This is a genomic window from Candidatus Accumulibacter similis (genome assembly GCA_013347225.1).
Taxonomy (GTDB): Bacteria; Pseudomonadota; Gammaproteobacteria; order Burkholderiales; family Rhodocyclaceae; genus Accumulibacter; species Accumulibacter similis.
This window is the reverse complement of sequence record CP054595.1, coordinates 424,981-444,707: the sequence shown is the minus strand read 5'-3', so window position 1 is coordinate 444,707 and position 19,727 is coordinate 424,981. Positions and strand designations below refer to the sequence as shown.

Here is a 19,727-nt window from a genome sequence, read left to right as displayed (position 1 = left end):
GTCAGTCGCGCTCGTCGCCGCGCCGGCCGATGTTGAGGCCAAGCTGCTTCAACTTGCGATAGAGGTGCGTCCGTTCGAGACCGGTCTTCTCCGCCAAGCGCGTCATGCTACCTCGTTCTCCGGTCAGATGGTACTCGAAATACATCTTCTCGAAGGCCTCGCGCGCCTCGCGCAACGGCTGGTCGAAGAAGCTTGCCGGCAAGGCCTGCGTCACCCCGTTTTCTGCCACCTCGGTCTGCAGAATACGGGTCACGTCGTCGGCGCTGATCTCCTCGTCGAGCGCTGACAGGGCAAGGTTGCGCACCGTGCCAAGCAGCTCGGCCCATTCACCGTGCCAGCGGTGCAGACGCAGCGCATTCTGGGCACCGCTGGAGAAATGGCGCAAGGGCACCTCGCCACGCTCTGCCAGATGCGCCAGCAGCAGCGAGGCGATCTCAGGAACATCGTCGGCGTGCCCCGAGATCTGCGGCAGAGCGACCCACACTTCGCCCAACCGACTCACCAGCGCCGCATCCCAACCCGACTCGACAAGCGCCGCCAGTGGCCGGCTGGAAGCAGCCACCAGTTGCAGGTTGAGTCGCTCCAGTCGCTCGAGGGCAAAGGCCAGGCTCATCTGTTGCAGCTTGCCGAGGTGCGCCAGATCGGCGATGAAGAGGATGCCGCCGCTGGCCTTCTGCAGCATCTCCTGCGTCAGCGCCGAACTGGCCGTCGATAGATCGAGCCAGGGGGTCAGCGGCGTCTGCAGCGTGCGGGCACAGATTTCGGCAATCGCCCCCGAGGCGCTCTTCAGCAGCAGCACCGACGTCTTCGCGGCGGCCTGCTCGAGGCGGCGCTTGAGGTCCTTGAGCAGAGGCGAGTGGGCAAACGCATCGAGGGTGAGCGGCTTCTTGACCAGCAGCGTCTCGTGTTTGAGCGCCTTCTTGACGGTCAGCAACAGTTTCTGCAGCGCAATCGGCTTCTCGAGAAAATCGGTCGCGCCGATGCGCGTCGCCTCGACCGCCGAATCGATCGTGCCATGACCCGACATCATCACCACCGGCATGGTCAACAGGCCGCCGGCCGACCACTCCTTGAGCAACGAGATGCCGTCGGTGTCCGGCATCCAGATGTCGAGGAGAACGAGGTCCGGACGCCTTTCGGCACGCAGCCTGCGCGCTGCTGCGGCATTCTCCGCCAGCCATACCGAGTGGCCTTCGTCGGCCAGGATCTCGGAAAGGAGTTCTCGAATACCCATTTCATCGTCGACGATCAGTACTTGCGCCATGTTCAGGTCCCGGAAGGAGTCTTTTTGGAACGGCTGTCGGAGTTCGGCTGCGGAGCAAGGGGCAGACTGATGCTGACCTCCGCGCCGACCGGCTGACGGTTGTTGATGGTGATGCGCCCATGATGCTCATCGACGATCTTTTTGACGATCGCCAAGCCCAGTCCCGTGCCGCGGGCCTTGGTGGTGACGTAGGGCTCGAAGACGCGTGCGATGATCTCGGGCGGAAATCCAGGGCCATGGTCCTTCACCACAAGCTCCGCCGAATTCTCCGCGCAGCGGGTGACGATGACGATGCATGGTGCCACTGCCCCTTCCTGCGCGTCCTCGGCGTTGCGCAGAAGATTGTGGATGATCTGTCGCAACTGCGTGGCGTCCCCGAGGACCAAGGGCAACCGGGCGGCGAGCTTGCGCTTGATCTGCACGCGCGAAGTCTCGTAAAGGCCCAGTACCTCGGCGATCAGTGCGTTCAGGTCGACCGCTGCCAGATCCGGCGCCGGCAACCGCGCATAGTCGCTGAAATCGTTGACCATGCGCTTCATCGCCTGCACCTGGGTGATGATCGTCCGCGTCGCACGGTCGAGCATCTCGGCGTCGGCACCGCTCAGGTGATCGGCAAGCTTCATCTGCAGTCGCTCGGCGGAGAGCTGGATCGGCGTCAGCGGGTTCTTGATCTCGTGCGCCAGACGACGTGCCACCTCGCCCCAGGCTGCGCTGCGCTGCGCCGCGATCAGCCGCGTCACGTCGTCGAAAACGACGACGTAGCCGCCATGCGATTCGGCGGGCAGTTCGGTTCCACGCAGGAGAAGAATCTGCGGCAGGCCACCCGCGTGATCGAGTTCGATCTCCTCCTGCCATTCGCGACGCTCGTGGTGGACAAACGCACTGTTGATCGCTCTGCCGAGTTCCTGCTGCCGCGCCCAGAGATCCGTCGGCTGGCCGAGCAAGCCGTCGAAGTCGTCCGCCAGGATGCTCAGCGCGCCCTGATTGACGGTTCGCAGCACCAGGCGTCGGTCGAAGACGAGAACGCCGGCAGAGAGGTTGGCGAGGATCGATTCGAGGTAGGCGCGCGCAGCTTCCAGTTCGCTCCGATGGCGTTCGTTGTCGCGGCGTACCTCATCGAGCTGGCTGGTCATCTGCTTGAACGAACGGGTCAGGATACCCAGTTCGTCACGGCTGTAGACGGCCTGACGCGGCGTGTAATCGCCAGCAGCCACGGCCTGGGTACCCTCGGCGAGGATCGACAGCGGCGCCGACAGGCGACGGGCCAGAACGAAGGCCAGGGCGATCGCCGTGAAAAGTGCCAACAGCACGGTCAGCGTCAGCGTCATGGCATAGATGCGCGTCAGGCCCTCGCGACCCAGCGACAGCTCCTGATAATCCGCGTACACCGTCTGCACTCGATCAGCGTTGACCGCCAGAGCGCCGGGCACCGGGTCGATGAGCTGCAGGAGGCGAGTCTCGACACCGAGGCCGGCCGGCATGACGGCAATCAGGACGCGCAGCTTGAGATCCTTCTCGCCACTGCCCTCGATGACCGCATAGCGTCGCTCCTTGCGCGCGACGAGCAGTTGTTCGCCGCTTGGCTGCGACGGCAGCAGCGTCGCCAGATCGCCGGTCGCCGTCGCCAGCAGTTCGCCGCTGGTAGAGAACAGGGCCGCCGACTGCACCCCGTGCTGCTCACGCAGCCGGTTCAGGTCGAGCCGTCGTTGTGCTTCCGAACGCTCGGCGAGTTCGAGCGCCATGATCTGCCCCTTGACCGTCAAGTCTTCGAGCAACGAATCGAGCGCGCTGCGCCCGAGGTTGAGACCGGCTTCGAGGGCCTTTTCGACGCGAACGTCGAACCAGGTCTCGATGCTCTTGGTCACGAACTGGACGGAAACGGCATAGATCAGCACGCCAGGCAGGACCGCCATCAGGCCAAACATGAGCATCAGGCGCAGCTTGAGACGTGAGCCAAAGACCTGCGCCCGGTGCTCCCGCCAGAGCACGTGCAACTGCCAGGCGATCAGTGCCAGCAGCGAAAGCGCGACGATCGCGTTGAGGCCGAGCAACCACGGATAGTGGCTGGCGAAGAGCGCGGTGTTCGCACTCGCCGAGGCAAGCAGAAAGAGCAGGATGCCGCCAAAGGAGGCGGCGGCAACGATCAGGCTCTTCATCTGCTGTCGGGGACGGCTACGGGAACGGGTACGACGGCGGACGCCGCCGGTACGACGAACTCGGCCGGGCTGAAGATCCAGCGCGCCCAGTCCGATGAAAGGTTCCAGTCGCGGTTGGCGAGAGCGTTGACCTGGAAGGTCTTCGGCATCTGGCTCAGGTCGAGGCGCATGCGGACGGCTGCCTGGTAGCTCTCACCAGGCCGGACGGCACCCCGCTCGAGGACCAGCCAGCTGCGCAAGCGCGACAGTATCCTCTGCGCGTCGTCGAGCGAAGCAAAGCTCTGGTGCAGCGCGCCGCTCGACAGGCGGTACTGGCGGGTCAGTGCATGGTACGAGAGCTGGAACGTCTGACTGCGGCTGATGACCTGCTCGTCAAGCCAGTACCAGCGCGCCCGGGTCAGTTCGAAGTCGACCACGAAGTAGAGAGTGACGCCGCGTGCTATGGCATCGTCGAGGCGAGGGTTGAGGTTGATGTTGAAGTCCGCTGACAGCACATAGCCTTCGTCGCCGGGTGAAAGCATCGGATTGCGGACACTGATGTCCACAGCCAGGCTACTGGACGGTCCTGACAGAAGCAGCAGACCGAAAAGGCAGCAGCTAAGCAGCTTTCTCCAGTAGCGCATAATAGAATCCGTCATGTTCTTCTTCGGGCAGGAGTCGTTCTTCGAGCAGGCGCCTGGCAGCCGGCTGGCGAAAGAGAAAGGCGTCGATCTGCGCGGCATTCTCGTCGTCGAACACTGAGCAGGTCGCGTAGAGCATTCTTCCGCCGGCCTTCAGCAATGGCCACAGCGCATCGATGATCTCCCGCTGCAGGTGAACGAACCGCCTGATGTCGCTCTCGCGGCGCAGGTACTTGATATCCGGGTGCCGGCGCACGACACCTGAAGACGAGCAGGGCACGTCGGCAAGAATCGCGTCGAAGGCTCGCCCGTCCCACCAGTCGGCGGTCCTTCGACAATCCGCCAGCACCACCGTCGCCGACAGCCGCAGGCGACGCAGGTTGTCCCGGATCTTTCGTACCCGGCCCTCCTCGATGTCCAGTGCCAGCAGTTCGACCTCGGCCCGTTCCAGCAGATGGCAGGTCTTGCCTCCCGGCGCCGCACAGGCATCAAGCACGCGCTGGCCCGCGCGCGGCGCCAGCAATTCGGCGGCACGCTGCGCGCCCGCATCCTGGATCGACAGCAGGCCGTCGGCAAAACCGGGGAGTGCGCCCACGGCAACGGCTCGAGCAAGCAACAACGAAGCGGCGCCGACCGGCCGCGCGACAAGGCCTGCCGCCTGCAGCCGCGCAGCGTAGTCCGCGACGCCTATGCGCCGCTGGTTGACGCGCAGGGTCATCGGCGGCGGGCGGTTGCCAAGTGTAACGATCTGCTGCCAGGAATCCGGGTAGCCACGACGAAGTCGCTTCAACCACCATGCCGGATGTTGGTTCCGGGCCTCGTCGTCGTCGAGCATCGCTCGCTCGAGCGCTTCGCGCTGCCGCAGATAGTTGCGCAAGACGCCGTTCACCAGTCCCTTGAAGGCGCCACCCGCGATATCGCCGGCCGCAGCCACCGCCTGATCGACGACCACGTAGGCGGTCTCCGGTCGAGACTGCAGGCGATACAGCGCCGCCAGGAGAAGCGCCTCGGCTTCAGCATGCGGCAACGACCTGGCGAGCAAACGTCGCAGGAGGAACTCGCCACAACCATAGCGCCGCAGTGTCGCGTAGGCAGCATCCTGGGCCGCGGCACGGGCCGGCGCCGCCTCGCCGGCAAGCGGCGCGAGGGCTTGCGCCAGGCTCTGTCCGCCGCGCACGGCAGCGAGGACACGCGCCGCCAGAAGCAGGCTGAAGGCCAACGAATCGGGTGGCAGGCGATCGGGCTGGCCGACAGACGTCCCGCTGCGCACTCGCCGGGCGCGCGACGACGGGGCGGATGGTGGTGATGGCAAGCGCTGGTTTTCCATCGACGGTCGAAAGTGCGGCGAGTTTAGCACGACGGGGGAAGCTGGCGAGGCTGGCGCGGAGGATCGATAATGCACGCATGCTGCGAACATCGGCAAGAACCTGTCTGCTGCTTCTGCTGCTCGGCGTCGCGCCGGCGGCGGCGGCCTGGAACGCCGCCGGCCATCGCCTCAGTGCGATGATTGCCTGGGAGAACCTCGATGACGCCAGCCGGCTGGCAGTGACGGCGATCCTGCGCGAGCATCCCGACTTCGACCGCTGGCTGGCGCGCAGCAAGGGCGGCGATCCGGGCCGGGGCGCGTTCGTCGAAGCCGCGACCTGGCCCGACGACATTCGCCGCGACCGGCGCTTCTATACCGCCGGCAGCGAGGAGCCGACGCCAGCGCTGCCCGGCTTTCCGGACATGGAGCGACGGCTGGATTGGCACTATGTTGACCGGCCACTCGATCCTGCCGCGAACATAGGCGCGCCGGCAGGTGAAATCGAGCGACAGATCGACAGGCTCGCACGCTCGGTCGGCAACCCGAGAGCCAGTCCCGCGGAGCGTGCCTACGCCTTGCCATGGCTCATTCACCTCGTCGGGGACGCGCACCAGCCGCTGCACGCGGCCAGCCGCTACTCGGTTGATGGCCGGAGCGACCAGGGCGGCAACGCGGTCAGCATCGTCAATCCGTTCAACACGCGCTATCCGGTGACGACGCTGCACCGCTACTGGGACGAACTTCCAGGCCCACCGTGGCTGCGCGACAGCCGCCTGGCGGCCGCTGTCGCCAGCCTCACCGCGCGCTACGCGGCGCCCAGGAGCGAGACGACAGCGGCGCAGTGGCTGGACGAAAGCTGGCATCTGGCGCGTGGTCAGGCTTACCCGCCAGGCGGAGAAGAGGCACCGACAATCAGTCCCGATTTCCACCAGCAGGCGCTGGAGATCGCGAATCGGCGCGTCACCGAAGCCGGCTACCGTCTCGCCGCGCTGTTGCGCAAGGTGCTGGCGGGCGACGGAGCCGCGGCCACCAAGGCACCCAAGCGGTCGCCGCAGCCTGCTGTTTCACGTGAAACACGAAGCAGCGGCCACTGAACAGCACCGCCGCCCGCTCCTTCGGGGAACGCTAGCCGGCAGCCCTCAGCCAGTGGCCACGGCACAACGCGAACCCACAGGCACCGCGGTGCCGTTCAGGAATTGCGCCACCGCCAACCTCCGGCCACCCGCCTGTTGCACCTCCTCAACGCACAGGGCCCCTTCACCACAGGCAATCAGCAGGCCGTCGTGAGCAGCCCCGATGATCAGACCGGGAGAACCGCTGCCGACGACCGGACGCGCCGTCCACACCTTCAGCGCCTTGCCGTTCAGCACGCAGCTTGCCCCCGGCTGCGGATTGAAGGCCCGCACCTGCCTTGCCAGCAGCTCCGCAGCCAGGCGCCAGTCGAGCATCGCCTCGGCCTTGCCAATCTTGGCAGCGTGCGTGACCCCGCTCTGCGGCTGCGGCCACCCAGGCAACGGCAGGCGTTCGAGCACCTTGACGACCAGTTCGGCTCCCTGCGTCGCCAGTCTGTCGTGCAGCGAGGCGGCGGTGTCATCGTCACGAATGGCCTGCCCTGCCGCAAGCAGCACCGGCCCGCTGTCGAGCCCGGCGTCCATCTGCATGATGCTGATCCCGGTTTCACGGTCACCGGCAAGTATTGCCCGCTGGATCGGCGCCGCGCCACGCCAGCGTGGCAGCAGCGAAGCATGGATGTTGATGCAGCCCCAGCGCGGCAGATCGAGGACGGCCTGCGGCAGGATCAGGCCGTAAGCGGCAACGATCAGGGCTTCCAGCCGGCTGGCACGAATCTCTTCCTGGACGACGGCATCGCGCAGGGTCGCCGGCTGCAGCAGCCTGAGTCCGGCCGCTTGCGCCAGTTCCTTCACCGCCGACGGGCGCACCGCCAAACCACGCCCCGCCGCGCGATCCGGCTGTGTCAGCACCAGTTCGACCTGGTGGCCGGCCGCCAGCAGAGCACGCAGGGCAACGGCCGCGAACTCCGGTGTCCCGGCGAAACCCAGCCTCATGCAGTGATTCGCGCCTGTTTGGCCAGCTTGTTGCGGATGCGCAACTGCTTGAGTTGTGACAAGTGCTCGACGAACACCCGCCCCTGCAGGTGGTCCATCTCGTGCTGGAGGCAGACCGCCAGCAGACCGCTGGCCCGGACCGTCTGCTCCCCGCCGTCGAGATCCAGGTAGCGGACGACCACATGCTCGGCCCGCTCAACCCGGTCGTAGATGCCGGGTACCGACAGACAACCCTCCTCGCACTTCTGCGAGCCCTCCTGCGACTCGATCTCCGGGTTGATCAGGACGAGCAACTGGTCGCGGGCTTCGGAGGCATCGACGACGATCAGTCTCAGATGGACATCGACCTGTGTTGCCGCCAGACCGATCCCCGGTGCCTCGTACATCGTCTCGGCCATGTCGCGCGCCAGCCGACGAATGCCGTCATCGATCCGCGCCACCGGCGCGGCGACCTTTTTCAGACGCGGGTCAGGAAAACGAAGGATCGGCAGCAAAGACATAAAAAGCTTGATCGAATAAGTAACTACGTGCAGAATTTAAGGCACTGTCTCGACAATGCCGGCATCCGTGAACGCACGCACCGGAGGCTTGGCAGCAGGATTGCCGAATCGATCAACTCCGACAGGAGCCTCGACCCTGAGTTCCCCCAAGAGTGCGGCTACACGTACGAGGATAACACGATGATCCGCTTTCTGTTCGCCTTCATCCTGGCCACGCTCGGCGGGATTTCCGGCGCTGCCGCTCAGGACCTGGAACTCGCCGGCGGGGCTCCCGAGAGACACATCGTCGTCCCGGGAGATACCCTCTGGGGAATTTCCGGCAAGTTCCTCAAGAACCCATGGGAATGGCCGCTGATCTGGCGGATGAACCGCGCCGAGATCCGCAATCCCCACCTCATCTACCCCGGGGACGTCATCGTCCTCGAACGTCACGCCGACGGCAGACCATGGCTGCGCCTGCAGAGTACACGACTACTGCCACGAATCTACGCCGAAGGGATCGACCCGGGCGTACCGCCAATCCCCCCGAACGAGATCCGCCCGTTCCTTTCCGAACCGCTGATCGTCGACAAGGACGGTCTGGCGAACGCTGCGCGCATCGTCGCCCTGCCGCCGGATCGCATCTTCCTCAGCCGAGGTGACCGCGCCTATGTCGCCGACGCCGACCCCGCGCAGCGCGGCTGGCAGATCTACCGTCAAGGCAAGCCTTTGGTCGATCCGGAAAGCAGCGAGGTTCTCGGCTACCAGGCCTACTATCTCGGTACCGCCCGCCAGGTCGAGCCCGGCAACCCGGCCACCTTCGAGATACTGACCTCGAAAGAGGAGATCGGCCGCGGCGACCGCCTGCTGCCTGTCGTACGTCCCGATCTGGTTCCCTATGTCCCGCACAAACCGGACTTCCGGGTCGACGGCCGCGTGATATCGGTCTACGGTGGTGTCGATGCCGCTGGTCGCGGGTCGATCGTCGCCATCAACCGCGGCCGTGACGACGGTATGGAGATCGGCCACGTCCTGGCCCTCGAACGCAATCGCACCACCGTCGAGCGTGACGAATACGACGCGACAGTCGTCATCCCGATTCCGCCGGAGCGCGTGGGGCTGCTGTTCGTCTTCCGCACCTTTCAACGAATCTCATACGGCCTCGTCGTTCAAGCCATCGGTACCGTCGAGGTCAACGACTTCGCCCGCGTCCCGTAACGATGAGAGCAGGGGCAGCCGAGTTGCTGCCGTGGCTGCGCCTGACCCTGACCCCCGGAATTGGTGGCGAGACGCAGCGCAAGCTGCTGCGCGCCTTCGGCCCGCCGGACGCGATCTTCAACGCTGGCCGATCCGCGCTGGTGGCGGTGGCAGGCAGTCGCGCCGCCAGCCTGCTCCTCGACCAGGACAATGGCGCAGCGTTCGAGCACGCCCTCGCCTGGGCGGCGCAACCGGCGCAACATCTGCTCTCTCTGGCTGATCCCGAGTACCCGCAGTCGCTGCTGCAGACTCCGGATCCACCAACCCTGCTGTATGTTGTCGGCCGCCTCGAACTCCTCAACTCGCCGGCACTGGCCATTGTTGGGAGCCGCAATCCGACTCCCCAGGGGCTCGGCAACGCCGAGCGCTTCGCCGCTGCGCTGGCCGATGCCGGTCTGACCATCGCCAGCGGCCTCGCGCTCGGCATCGATGCCGGCGCTCACCGCGGCGCACTGGGACGCTCCGGCAGCACCGTCGCTTTCGTCGGTACCGGTATCGACCGCGTCTACCCGGCCAGCAACCGCGAACTGGCGCGGGAGATCGGCCACCGCGGCGCGATCGTTTCCGAGTTCGCCCTCGGCACGCCACCGCTGGCCGCCAACTTCCCGCGCCGCAACCGGTTGATCGCCGGCTTCTCGCGCGGCACCCTGGTGATCGAGGCAACGGTTGACAGCGGTTCGCTGATCACTGCGCGCATCGCTTCGGAACAGGGACGCGAGGTCTTCGCCATCCCGGGATCGATTCACTCGCCGCAGTCGCGCGGCTGCCACCGGCTGATCAAGCAGGGAGCGAAGCTCGTGGAAACCGTCGCCGACGTGCTTGAAGAACTGCGCTGGAGCACAACGAGCGGTGGGCCTCCGACACCAACGGACCTACCGGATGCGCGCCTCGACGCGGCGACCGATGCTGGCCGCCTTCTGCAGTCCTTCGGTTTTGATCCGTTCAGCCTCGACGAAGTCGTCAAGCGCATGGGCCTCGGCGCCGACCGTGCCGCAGTGGTCCTGCTCGAACTCGAACTGCACGGCGATATCGCCAGCATGCCGGGCGGTCGTTACCAGCGGCTGCCCGCATCATCGACGAACGGCAGCCCGTAGAACCGCGGCGCAGGCTTCCGACGCGGCATTGCGATCCCCGACGACAGAGTCCCCTCGGGAGCGGCCACGCCAACACCAATCGGCGGCCCTGCGCCCGGCACATCGACGCTGCGGGCAGCTGCCCGAGCCGTCGATGTGCCGGGCGCCACTGGCGGCGACGGCGGGGTTGCTTGCCAAGCCCGGCGGACTCCTCTTATCATCGTCCGCAAGCGCTCCGCTGCGGAGCACCCCGCGACCCCACCCTCGCCCCCCTGTGCGGCTGACAAAGACCCCATGAGCAAGAAACTGATCATTACCGAGAAACCGTCCGTCGCTGCCGACCTCGCGCGCGCGCTGGGTGGTTTCGTTCGCCATGAGGACTACTTCGAGAGCGAGGATTATGTTGTCTCTTCGGCCATCGGCCACCTGCTCGAGCTGGCCTGCCCCGCTGAGTACGAGGTCAAACGTGGCAAGTGGTCCTTCGCTCACCTGCCGGTGATACCCCCCCATTTCGCGCTGCAGCCGATCGCCAAGACCGAGGCCCGCCTCAAGCTGCTGCTTCGCCTCATCAAGCGCAGGGACGTGGTCAGTCTGGTAAACGCCTGCGATGCCGGTCGTGAAGGTGAGTTGATCTTCAACTACATCAGCCGACACGCCGGCACGGGCAAGCCCGTCGAACGGCTGTGGCTGCAGTCGATGACACCGCAGTCAATCCGGGATGGCTTCACCCGGCTGCGCAACGGCAGCGAGATGCACGGACTGGCGCAGGCCGCTATCTGTCGCTCGGAATCCGACTGGCTGGTCGGCATCAATGGCACACGGGCGATGACGGCGTTCAACTCGAAGAGCGGCGGCTTCCATTTGACCACGGTCGGTCGCGTGCAGACGCCCACGCTGGCGCTGATCGTCGACCGTGAAGACCGCATCCGCAAGTTCACGCCGCGCTCCTACTGGGAGCTGGAGGGTCTCTTCGCCTGCGCGGCTGGCCACTACCGGGGCAAGTGGTTCGACGAAAGGTTTCAGGGCAGGGAGGAGGATGAACACGCCCGTGCCGACCGCCTCTGGGACGAGGAACGGGCAGCCACGCTGCGACGGCAATGTCTGGGCCAACCGGGCACGGTCAGCGAGGAATCGAAGGCATCGAGCCAGCTCTCACCGCTGCTCTATGACCTGACCAGCCTGCAACGCGAGGCGAACGGGCGCTTCGGCTTCTCCGCCAAGGTGACCCTCGGGTTGGCGCAGGCGCTGTACGAGAAACACAAGGTCCTCACCTACCCACGCACCGACTCGCGCGCCTTGCCCGAGGACTACCGGCCGACGGTGGCGAGCACGCTGGCGATGCTCAGCGGCGCGGCGGCCGGCAAGGCAGCGGAGGAAAGCCTGCTGGCGCGTTACGCGCCCTTTGCGCAGATGATCCTCGAGCGTGACTGGGTGCAGCCCAACAAGCGGATTTTCAACAACGCCAAGGTTTCCGACCACTTCGCGATCATTCCGACGCTGCAGGCGCCGAAGCATCTGTCCGAACCCGAGTTCAAGCTCTACGACATGGTCGTCAAGCGGTTCCTCGCCGTCTTCCATCCGGCCGCCGAATACCAGGTCACGACACGCATCACCCGCGTCACCGGTGAACCCTTCAAGACCGAAGGCCGCGTGCTCGTCAATGCGGGCTGGCTGGCCGTCTATGGCCGCGAGGCACAGGAAGGTGAAGACGGCAACCTCGTCGCTGTCGCTGCCGGAGAACGGGTGCACACCGAGGACGTGCTGGTCGCCGCGCAGCAGACCAGACCCCCCGCGCGCTACTCCGAGGCGACCCTCCTGACCGCCATGGAGGGTGCGGGCAAGGCCATGGATGACGAGGAGCTGCGCGCCGCCATGGCCGGCCGCGGGCTCGGCACTCCGGCGACCCGCGCCCAGATCATCGAGAACCTGCTGGCCGAGCAGTATCTGCTGCGTGAGGGTCGCGAATTGCTCCCCACGGCCAAGGCCTTTTCGCTGATGACGCTGCTCAACGGGCTTGGCATCCCCGAACTCACCGCACCCGAACTGACCGGTGAGTGGGAGTGGAAGCTGGCAAGAATGGAGCGTGGCGAGATGTCGCGCGACGACTTCATGAGGGAAATCGCCGATATGACCCGGCGCATCGTCGATCGGGCGCGAAGTTACGACAGTGACAGCATCCCCGGCGACTTCGGCGAACTGGCGACTCCCTGCCCCAAGTGCGGCAAGGTCATCAAGGAAACCTACAAGAAGTTCCAGTGCCAGGGTTGCGATTTTTCGCTCTGGAAGATCGTCGCCGGGCGGCAGTTCGAAGCGCGCGAGATCGACGAGTTGCTCGAGCGACGCCGGCTCGGCCCGCTGACCGGCTTCCGCAACAAGCTCGGTCGGCCGTTCAGCGCCATCATCCAGCTCAACGAGGACCATGCCCCGGTCTTCGATTTCGGCCAAGGTAGTGCCAGTGACGACGGCAGCGCCGAAGAGCCGGACTTCTCGGAGAGCGAAGCGCTCGGTACCTGCCCGAAATGTGGCGCCCGCGTCTTTCGCCACGGCATGGCATACGTCTGCGAAAGGTCCGTCACGGCCGGGCGCAGCTGCGACTTCCGCTCCGGTACCGTCATCCTGCAACAGCCGATCGAACCGGACCAGATGCGCCGGCTCCTCAGCGACGGCCGCAGCGAACTGCTGCGCGGATTTGTCTCGGCTCGCACCCGCCGCAAGTTTTCCGCCTACCTGGTCCGTGCCGCCGACGGCAAGGTCGCTTTCGAGTTCGAGAAGCGCGAACCGAAGCCGACCGCGACCAGGACACGCGCCGCAGCGACCAAGTCTGAAGGCGCAGCGACGGTCGCCGCGGCGACCAAGCCTGCCGCTGCGGCGACCGTCTCTGCGCCTGCAGCGCCACCGGCGCGGCGCCGCAAGGCAGCCGGCTGAGCGACCAGCCGGCTACACCGCGGCTACACCGGCCAACGGCCGGTTCCACGTGGAACCGGCGCGCACTGCCACCCGGCTGCCGCGCGTGCCCCACTCTTCGCCGAAGCATTGCCTGACGCGGACCAACCACCCATCGCCGAGCGCCGCTTGCCGCGGCAGCGATCAGGCAATGAGCACCCCGGGCGGCGGGGAATCGGCGATCGCAGCGCGCAGGACATCGATCGCCTGCGGCCTGGGAAAGGTAGCGCGCCATGCGATCACCACCTTTCGCACCGGTGCCGGATCGCTGAACCGGCGCACGCTCAACAGCGAATCCTCGCGCGGCCACGAAGCCGCCGCCGAAGCTGGAACGACTGAAATTCCGGCGCCACTGGCAATCATGTAGCGTACCGTCTCCAACGAGCTACCTTCGAGCGATCCCTCGGTTCCACCCGGCGCCGAAAGTTGTGGGCACGCCTGCACCACCTGATCGCGAAAGCAGTTGCCATTGCCCAGCAGCAACAGGTTCTCGGCCGCCACCTGCCGCGTGTCGATCCGTTCCTGCTGCGCCAGCGGGTGCTGACGTGGCATCACGACACAGAAAGGCTCCTCGTAAACCACTCGCGACACGACTCCGGGCTCAGCGAAAGGCAGGGCAACAACGATCACATCGAGATCACCCCGCCGCAGCTGCCCCGCGAGATTGACGGTGAAGTTCTCCTGCAGGTAGAGCGGCATCCGCGGCGCCCGCGCGTGCAGGGAAGGGATCAGCCGCGGCAGGAGATAAGGTGCGATCGTGTAGATCGCGCCCAGCCGCAAGGGCCCAAGCAACGGATCCTTCCCCTGCGCCACGATCTCCTTCAGTCGCGCCGCCTCCTCCAGCACCCGCTCCGCCTGTTGCGCGATCTGCTCGCCCATCATCGTCAGGCGCACGTCAGCCGAGGAACGCTCGAAAAGCACGACGCCGTAGCGCTGCTCGACCTTTTTCACGGCCACCGACAGCGTCGGCTGACTGACATGGCATTTTTCCGCCGCATGCCCGAAGTGCCGCTCGCGCGCCAGCGCCACGATGTAGCGCAGTTCGGTCAGTGTCATCGCCGGCTCCACCCGCACGACGACGGTCGGCCGCAGCGAGCACGCCGGGCAGCAGCGGCGTTCCCGACAGTTGCCGCAGAGACCAACGACAGCGTTCTCATGACCATCCTGGCTTTCCCTCCATCGCCGCGTGACCACCGTGCTGCAACCCGTCGGCCGTTGCCGCCGAGCCGCCAGCGGCCAATCGCTCCAGGTCGGCTGCCTCGAGCCACATCCATTCTCCGGCGCGCAGCTCCGGCGGCAGCACGAACCCGCCAATGGCTACCCGATGCAGACTCTCCACGCGGTTACCCACCGCCGCCAGCATTCGCTTGACCAAGTGGTAGCGCCCGAGCGTCACGCTCAGGCGAAGGCGCCTCTCGTCCAACCGCTGGCAACCGACCGCAGCCACCGCCAGCGCTTCATCGCGGAGCGTCACACCAGCGAGCAGGGCCGCAACCTGCGCGTCGTCGACGACATGCCGCGTCCTGAGCTCATACACCTTCGCGACCCGCTTGCGGGGTGAAGTGTAACGGTGCACGAAGGCGCCGTCGTCACTCAGCAGCAACAGGCCGCTGGTGTCCGCATCCAGCCGCCCGACCGCCTCAACCCCACGCCGGATCAGCGGCAACGGCAGCAACGAGTAGACGCTCGGATGATGCTGCGGCCGATGCGAACACTCATAGCCGAAGGGCTTGTGCAGCGCCAGATACGCTGCCCGTCGATGGCGCCAGCAGACGCCATCGACGGAAAGGACCAGCCCCGCAGCTTCGAACTGCTCGGCCCAGTCAGCGCACCGACGACCATCCACACTGACCCGGCCATTGGCAACCAGCGCTCGACATTCGGCGCGACTGCCAAAACCCTGCGACTGCAACAGACGCGCCAGCTCCATTGCGCTATTGTTCGCGGATTGCGGACCTGCAACAATGGCGCCGGGGTTCAGGACCAATGGAGAAGCAACCAATGCTCGTCAAATTCACCTCAAGCACCTCCGGCCAGATCATGATGTTTGCCACGGTCGCCCGCCAGCTACTCGAGGCCATCGGCAAGGACTGCAGCGCGCGTGGTGTCATCACCACCGAACAGCTCCCGGACGCGATCACCCGCTTGCGCCTGGCGGCGGCTGACCAGAAAGCCTCGCCCGCTGCCACGGGCGGCGAACCCGCACCCGCCCGCAATGGCGATGTTGATGACGAATCACCGACCGTTGGCCTCGGGCAGCGGGCCTTTCCCTTGATCGAGCTCCTGCAATGGACGCAGCAGGAAGATGGTTTCGTCCTCTGGGAAGCCGACAGGGATTTCTAAGCTGCCGAGCGGCACCTGGACACCATTCCCTGCCCCCTTCGCGCCGCGGCCCGCTCTGCGGCATCGCCCTGCCCGCCGCGCTGACTGCCGACGAGGATCTGCGGACCGCGCCACAGAACATGCCCGGGGTCCCGTTCAGACCTTGTGATAGACCTCGGCTCCGCTGCGGACGAACTCGATCGACTTCTCCTCCATTCCTCTGAGCAGCGCTTGTTCCTCGCTGAGTCCCTGGGCGACAGCGAACTCCCGGACCTCCTGCGTGATCTTCATGGAACAGAAGTGCGGCCCACACATCGAGCAGAAATGCGCCACTTTCGCCGACTCCTTGGGCAGCGTCTCGTCATGGAACTCACGTGCCTTGTCCGGATCAAGACCGAGGTTGAACTGGTCCTCCCAGCGGAACTCGAACCGGGCCTTTGACAGCGCGTTGTCGCGAATCTGCGCACCCGGGTGGCCCTTCGCCAGATCCGCAGCGTGCGCAGCCAGCTTGTAGGTGATGATCCCGGTCTTCACGTCGTCCTTGTCCGGCAATCCGAGGTGCTCCTTCGGGGTGACGTAGCAGAGCATCGCCGTACCATACCAGCCGATCATTGCCGCCCCGATGCCACTGGTGATGTGGTCGTAGCCCGGAGCAATGTCCGTGGTCAGCGGTCCGAGTGTATAGAACGGCGCCTCCCGACAGTACTCCAGTTGCAAGTCCATGTTTTCCTTGATCATGTGCATCGGCACGTGACCCGGTCCCTCGATCATCACCTGCACATCATGCTTCCAGGCGATGTCGGTCAGCTCGCCGAGGGTCTTCAGCTCACCGAGTTGGGCCGCATCATTTGCGTCATGGATCGATCCCGGGCGCAGGCCATCGCCGAGACTGAAAGCCACGTCATAGGCCTTCATGATCTCGCAGATTTCCTCGAAGTGCGTGTACAGGAAGCTCTCGCGGTGATGTGCCAAACACCACTTGGCCATGATCGAACCGCCGCGCGAAACGATGCCCGTCAGCCGGCCTGCCGTCAGGGGCACGTAGCGCAGCAGCACTCCGGCATGGATGGTGAAGTAATCCACCCCCTGTTCAGCCTGTTCGATCAGCGTATCGCGGAAGATTTCCCAACTCAGCTCTTCCGCCTTCCCGTTGACCTTCTCCAGCGCCTGGTAGATCGGCACCGTGCCGATCGGCACCGGGCTGTTGCGGATGATCCACTCGCGGGTTTCATGGATGTTCTTCCCGGTCGACAGATCCATCACCGTGTCGCCACCCCAACGGATGGCCCAGGTCATCTTTTCGACCTCTTCCTGGATGCTCGATCCGAGTGCCGAGTTGCCGATGTTGGCATTGATCTTCGTGAGGAAGTTGCGGCCGATGATCATCGGCTCGCTTTCCGGGTGGTTAATGTTGCACGGAATGATCGCCCGGCCACGCGCCACTTCGGAACGGACGAACTCGGCAGTGATCTCTTCCGGAATGCTCGCGCCGTGGCTGTTGCCGGGGTGCTGACGACAGAGGATTTCGGCCAGCCGCCTGCCTTGTGGGCCGGAATTGCGCAACTGCTCCACATACTGCTGCCGATTGCCATTCTCGCGGATTGCGACATACTCCATTTCCGGAGTGATCATGCCGCGTCGGGCATAGTGCATCTGGCTGACGTTGCAGCCGGACTTGGCACGCAGAGGCTTCCTCTGCAGACCGGGAAAGCGCAGTTCGTCAAGCGCCAGATCGGCTGCCCGCTGGCGTCCGAACTGGGAACTCAGTCCCGCCAGTGGTTCGCTGTCGCCGCGCCCGGCGATCCACGACGCTCGCATGGCCGGCAAGCCTTGCCTGACGTCGATCTCCGCCTGTGGATCCGAGTACGGACCCGAACAGTCGTACACATAGATCGGCGGATTCCTCTCGCCACCAAAAGCCGTATCGGTATCCGCCTGCGTGATCTCGCGCATCGGTACGCGGATATCGGGTCGACTGCCAACGACGAAGACCTTGCGTGAGTTGGGCAACGGCCTGACCGCTGCTTGATCCACATGTGCGTCGGCGGCCATGAACTTTTCGTTAGCATTCATCGTTGTTCCTTGCGAGGGCGGATGGCGGGGCCGGACTTGCAACTACTGGCTGCAAGGGCTTGACCAGGCGCCTGGGATAAAGGTTCATTCCGCTGTTCCCGGACAGATCGGGTTGCCGCTGCAAGCTGAGGCTCGACGTCTGTCGGGCAAGGGCACCGGCGACAACGGGCGCCGCCGGGAACCGCCAACGTGGGCCGCCAACTTAAATGATTTGCTGGTCTTTGGCAAGAATTGCCGGCAGCAGCGAGCGTCTGCACCGAGACGAGCGACGCGATCGAAGTGCCACTCACACTGCTGGCTCTGGGCGGCCGCAGCTGTCATCATGGCCTGCCAGCCACAAGCGCTGGCGTCCCCACGGGGATTCGAACCCCGGTACCTACCGTGAAAGGGTAGTGTCCTGGGCCTCTAGACGATGGGGACCCGGGTCAATGATCTTTCGCCGCGCTGGTGGAGGTACGCGGGATCGAACCGCGGACCTCTTGCATGCCATGCAAGCGCTCTCCCAGCTGAGCTATACCCCCGCTCGAAAGAAGCCGCGATTATAGGATTCGGGCAACCCGTTGTAAAGGCGGCGCGCACCCACTCACGGGGAAGGCGTGCCCTTGCCCGTGAGCACGGCCGCCGCATCGATCAGCTCGCGTTCGCCAGCAGCAGCGAGCAGCAGCCTCAGATTGCGCCGGCGAAGATTCCTGCTCAGACGCCATGGCCGCAACCGGGCATCGGCTATGTCGATCAGGCCGAAGTGACCATCGGGCAGATGGAGGACGTTTCCCAGGTGCAGCGAGCGGAAGTAGACTCCCTTCTCGTGCAGTTCGATGACGAAACGGCTGAAGGCGCTCCTCAGCTGCTGCCGCGTATCCGCGTCGATTCCAGCGCGCAGCAACTGGCGCAGGCTGTCTCCCGGCAGTGGATGGTAGTGGACCGCGTCGCGGGCGATCCCCGGGATGCGCACGACGGCGATGATCTCGGGCACCGCTATTCCGCGGCGCCGCATCGCCACGGCGTTGTCGGCGAAACGCTGTGCGTAGGGGTACCATGCCGCCGAAGACAACAGGCGCTTGCGCCGAAAGAGCTTCAGGATCGTCCCGTCCGCCAGGCGCAGAACCTTCTCGCCAAAGCTGTCGGCTTCCAGTACCTCGGCACCGGCGCGCAACCGCAGGTACTCTTCCGTTGTGAGTCGCTTCATTCGCGCGCCACCTCCGGCGGCCAAAGAAGCCCAAGTTTAGCTGTTTATCAGGCTGCCGTTGCACGCTTCCCGAGCCGCGCATCCGGCTTCCTTGATTGACCGTAGAATGGCAGCTTTACATGCGGTGACGCGACGATGAACTTCATGCATGCACTCGGCTCGGCCTGGAAGGACCGCAACACCCTCCTCTGCGTCGGCCTCGACCCTGACCCTGCTCGCCTGCCAGCGCATCTCAAGGGCAGGCCGGACGCCATCCTCGAGTTCTGCCGTGCGATCGTCGACGCGACGGCCGACCTGGTCTGTTGCTTCAAGCCGCAAATCGCCTATTTCTCCGCCTGCCGTGCCGAAGAGCAGCTGGAAGCACTGATCGCCCATGTCCACTCACGCCATCCCGGCGTACCGGTGATCCTCGACGCGAAGCGCGGCGACATAGGCAGCACCGCCGAGCAGTACGCCAAAGAGGCATTCGACCGCTACCAGGCCGACGCTGTCACGATCAATCCCTACCTCGGGCGCGACTCGGTGGCTCCCTACCTGGCGTATCGCGACAAGGGGATCATCCTGCTCTGTCGCACCTCGAACCCGGGCGGCAGCGACCTGCAGTTTCTCGACGTCGGCGGCGAAAAGCTTTACGAACGGCTGGCCCGCATGGTCAGCGAGGAGTGGAACGAGAGTGGGCAGTGCGGCTTGGTCGTCGGTGCCACCTTTCCGCGCGAAATCGCCCGCGTCCGCACACTGACCGGCAACATGCCGCTGCTCGTTCCGGGCGTCGGCGCACAGGGCGGCGATATCGAGACGACCGTCCGTGCCGGTTGCGACGGCAACGGCAACGGGCTGATGATCAATTCCTCGCGCGCCATCCTCTACGCTGGCAGCGGTGAGGACTACGCCGAGGCTTCGCGCATCATTGCCCGCGAAACCCGCGATGCCATCAACCGCTATCGCGCCCCCGCGCCCGCAGCAGCCAGGCCGTGAAGCAGAC

16 protein-coding genes and 2 tRNA genes are annotated in these 19,727 nt (G+C 65.4%); 6 read left to right on the top strand and 12 right to left on the bottom strand.

What is annotated here, in order from left to right; all coding sequences use genetic code 11:
* Nucleotide 1: 1 nt before the first annotated feature.
* Genes HT579_01990 through rsmB form a run of 4 tightly spaced genes read right to left on the bottom strand, consistent with a single transcriptional unit; the run spans nt 2 to nt 5,367 of the window.
* The gene (locus tag HT579_01990) at nt 2-1,264 is read right to left on the bottom strand and encodes a sigma-54-dependent Fis family transcriptional regulator (GenBank protein ID QKS27831.1); all 1,263 of its coding nucleotides are present in this window, start codon (nt 1,262-1,264) and stop codon (nt 2-4) included.
* Between the two features lie 2 nt (nt 1,265-1,266).
* Nucleotides 1,267-3,420 carry a HAMP domain-containing protein gene (locus tag HT579_01985; GenBank protein ID QKS27830.1) on the bottom strand — a complete coding sequence of 718 codons (2,154 nt, stop codon included), beginning with the start codon at nt 3,418-3,420 and terminating at the stop codon, nt 1,267-1,269.
* A complete protein-coding gene (locus HT579_01980; GenBank protein QKS27829.1) occupies nt 3,417-4,043 on the bottom strand; it encodes a DUF4390 domain-containing protein in 627 nt (208 codons plus the stop codon). The genes HT579_01985 and HT579_01980 overlap by 4 nt, the downstream gene beginning before the upstream one ends.
* The gene (gene rsmB / locus HT579_01975; protein ID QKS27828.1) at nt 4,018-5,367 is read right to left on the bottom strand and encodes a 16S rRNA (cytosine(967)-C(5))-methyltransferase RsmB; all 1,350 of its coding nucleotides are present in this window, start codon (nt 5,365-5,367) and stop codon (nt 4,018-4,020) included. The genes HT579_01980 and rsmB overlap by 26 nt, the downstream gene beginning before the upstream one ends.
* A 77-nt stretch (nt 5,368-5,444) precedes the next feature.
* Between rsmB and HT579_01970 the strand changes: the two genes are divergently transcribed.
* Nucleotides 5,445-6,440: a S1/P1 nuclease gene (locus HT579_01970; protein ID QKS27827.1), complete on the top strand. Its 996-nt coding sequence runs from the start codon at nt 5,445-5,447 to the stop codon at nt 6,438-6,440.
* Nucleotides 6,441-6,485: 45 nt separating this feature from the next.
* Here HT579_01970 and HT579_01965 read toward each other — a convergent pair whose 3' ends face one another.
* Both HT579_01965 and def read right to left on the bottom strand, forming a co-directional pair.
* Nucleotides 6,486-7,412 (bottom strand): methionyl-tRNA formyltransferase, encoded by a 927-nt coding sequence (locus HT579_01965; protein QKS27826.1) that lies wholly within the window; start codon nt 7,410-7,412, stop codon nt 6,486-6,488.
* On the bottom strand, nt 7,409-7,912 hold the full coding sequence (gene def, locus HT579_01960; protein ID QKS27825.1) for a peptide deformylase: 504 nt from the start codon (nt 7,910-7,912) through the stop codon (nt 7,409-7,411). The genes HT579_01965 and def overlap by 4 nt, the downstream gene beginning before the upstream one ends.
* A 180-nt stretch (nt 7,913-8,092) precedes the next feature.
* Between def and HT579_01955 the strand changes: the two genes are divergently transcribed.
* The 3 genes from HT579_01955 (at nt 8,093) to HT579_01945 (ending at nt 13,146) form a co-directional block, all read left to right on the top strand.
* On the top strand, nt 8,093-9,109 hold the full coding sequence (locus HT579_01955) for a LysM peptidoglycan-binding domain-containing protein (protein QKS27824.1): 1,017 nt from the start codon (nt 8,093-8,095) through the stop codon (nt 9,107-9,109).
* Nucleotides 9,110-9,111: 2 nt separating this feature from the next.
* Nucleotides 9,112-10,242, top strand: a complete 1,131-nt coding sequence (dprA, locus tag HT579_01950) for a DNA-protecting protein DprA (GenBank protein ID QKS27823.1) — start codon at nt 9,112-9,114, stop codon at nt 10,240-10,242.
* Nucleotides 10,243-10,515: 273 nt separating this feature from the next.
* Nucleotides 10,516-13,146 carry a DNA topoisomerase III gene (locus tag HT579_01945; protein QKS27822.1) on the top strand — a complete coding sequence of 877 codons (2,631 nt, stop codon included), beginning with the start codon at nt 10,516-10,518 and terminating at the stop codon, nt 13,144-13,146.
* A 162-nt stretch (nt 13,147-13,308) separates the two neighbouring features.
* Here HT579_01945 and HT579_01940 read toward each other — a convergent pair whose 3' ends face one another.
* Nucleotides 13,309-14,220 carry a hydrogen peroxide-inducible genes activator gene (locus tag HT579_01940; GenBank protein QKS27821.1) on the bottom strand — a complete coding sequence of 304 codons (912 nt, stop codon included), beginning with the start codon at nt 14,218-14,220 and terminating at the stop codon, nt 13,309-13,311.
* 97 nt (nt 14,221-14,317) lie between these two features.
* A complete protein-coding gene (locus HT579_01935; GenBank protein ID QKS27820.1) occupies nt 14,318-15,094 on the bottom strand; it encodes a 16S rRNA pseudouridine(516) synthase in 777 nt (258 codons plus the stop codon).
* A gap of 71 nt (nt 15,095-15,165) precedes the next feature.
* On the opposite strand from HT579_01935, the gene HT579_01930 reads away from it, so the two are divergent.
* The gene (locus tag HT579_01930; GenBank protein QKS27819.1) at nt 15,166-15,507 is read left to right on the top strand and encodes a DUF1840 domain-containing protein; all 342 of its coding nucleotides are present in this window, start codon (nt 15,166-15,168) and stop codon (nt 15,505-15,507) included.
* A gap of 135 nt (nt 15,508-15,642) precedes the next feature.
* On the opposite strand, the gene thiC is transcribed toward HT579_01930, so the two are convergent.
* The 4 genes from thiC to HT579_01910 all read right to left on the bottom strand — a co-directional run bounded on the left by thiC (nt 15,643) and on the right by HT579_01910 (nt 18,745).
* Nucleotides 15,643-17,559, bottom strand: a complete 1,917-nt coding sequence (gene thiC / locus HT579_01925) for a phosphomethylpyrimidine synthase ThiC (GenBank protein ID QKS27818.1) — start codon at nt 17,557-17,559, stop codon at nt 15,643-15,645.
* Nucleotides 17,560-17,903: 344 nt separating this feature from the next.
* Nucleotides 17,904-17,979, bottom strand: a tRNA-Glu gene (locus HT579_01920).
* 25 nt (nt 17,980-18,004) lie between these two features.
* Nucleotides 18,005-18,080 (bottom strand) — tRNA-Ala (locus HT579_01915).
* A gap of 62 nt (nt 18,081-18,142) precedes the next feature.
* Nucleotides 18,143-18,745: a toluene tolerance protein gene (locus HT579_01910; GenBank protein ID QKS27817.1), complete on the bottom strand. Its 603-nt coding sequence runs from the start codon at nt 18,743-18,745 to the stop codon at nt 18,143-18,145.
* Between the two features lie 135 nt (nt 18,746-18,880).
* Here HT579_01910 and pyrF point away from each other — a divergent pair, with 135 nt between their 5' ends.
* Nucleotides 18,881-19,720, top strand: a complete 840-nt coding sequence (gene pyrF, locus HT579_01905) for an orotidine-5'-phosphate decarboxylase (GenBank protein QKS27816.1) — start codon at nt 18,881-18,883, stop codon at nt 19,718-19,720.
* Nucleotides 19,721-19,727: the final 7 nt, after the last annotated feature.

Excerpts from the sequence above, each read along its gene's own strand:
- HT579_01990 (QKS27831.1), bottom strand. The coding sequence starts at position 1,264 with ATGGCGCAAGTACTGATCGTCGACGATGAAATGGGTATTCGAGAACTC.
- HT579_01985 (QKS27830.1), bottom strand. The coding sequence starts at position 3,420 with ATGAAGAGCCTGATCGTTGCCGCCGCCTCCTTTGGCGGCATCCTGCTC.
- HT579_01980 (QKS27829.1), bottom strand. The coding sequence starts at position 4,043 with ATGCGCTACTGGAGAAAGCTGCTTAGCTGCTGCCTTTTCGGTCTGCTG.
- rsmB (QKS27828.1), bottom strand. The coding sequence starts at position 5,367 with ATGGAAAACCAGCGCTTGCCATCACCACCATCCGCCCCGTCGTCGCGC.
- HT579_01970 (QKS27827.1), top strand. The coding sequence starts at position 5,445 with ATGCTGCGAACATCGGCAAGAACCTGTCTGCTGCTTCTGCTGCTCGGC.
- HT579_01965 (QKS27826.1), bottom strand. The coding sequence starts at position 7,412 with ATGAGGCTGGGTTTCGCCGGGACACCGGAGTTCGCGGCCGTTGCCCTG.
- def (QKS27825.1), bottom strand. The coding sequence starts at position 7,912 with ATGTCTTTGCTGCCGATCCTTCGTTTTCCTGACCCGCGTCTGAAAAAG.
- HT579_01955 (QKS27824.1), top strand. The coding sequence starts at position 8,093 with ATGATCCGCTTTCTGTTCGCCTTCATCCTGGCCACGCTCGGCGGGATT.
- dprA (QKS27823.1), top strand. The coding sequence starts at position 9,112 with ATGAGAGCAGGGGCAGCCGAGTTGCTGCCGTGGCTGCGCCTGACCCTG.
- HT579_01945 (QKS27822.1), top strand. The coding sequence starts at position 10,516 with ATGAGCAAGAAACTGATCATTACCGAGAAACCGTCCGTCGCTGCCGAC.
- HT579_01940 (QKS27821.1), bottom strand. The coding sequence starts at position 14,220 with ATGACACTGACCGAACTGCGCTACATCGTGGCGCTGGCGCGCGAGCGG.
- HT579_01935 (QKS27820.1), bottom strand. The coding sequence starts at position 15,094 with ATGGAGCTGGCGCGTCTGTTGCAGTCGCAGGGTTTTGGCAGTCGCGCC.
- HT579_01930 (QKS27819.1), top strand. The coding sequence starts at position 15,166 with ATGCTCGTCAAATTCACCTCAAGCACCTCCGGCCAGATCATGATGTTT.
- thiC (QKS27818.1), bottom strand. The coding sequence starts at position 17,559 with ATGAATGCTAACGAAAAGTTCATGGCCGCCGACGCACATGTGGATCAA.
- HT579_01910 (QKS27817.1), bottom strand. The coding sequence starts at position 18,745 with ATGAAGCGACTCACAACGGAAGAGTACCTGCGGTTGCGCGCCGGTGCC.
- pyrF (QKS27816.1), top strand. The coding sequence starts at position 18,881 with ATGAACTTCATGCATGCACTCGGCTCGGCCTGGAAGGACCGCAACACC.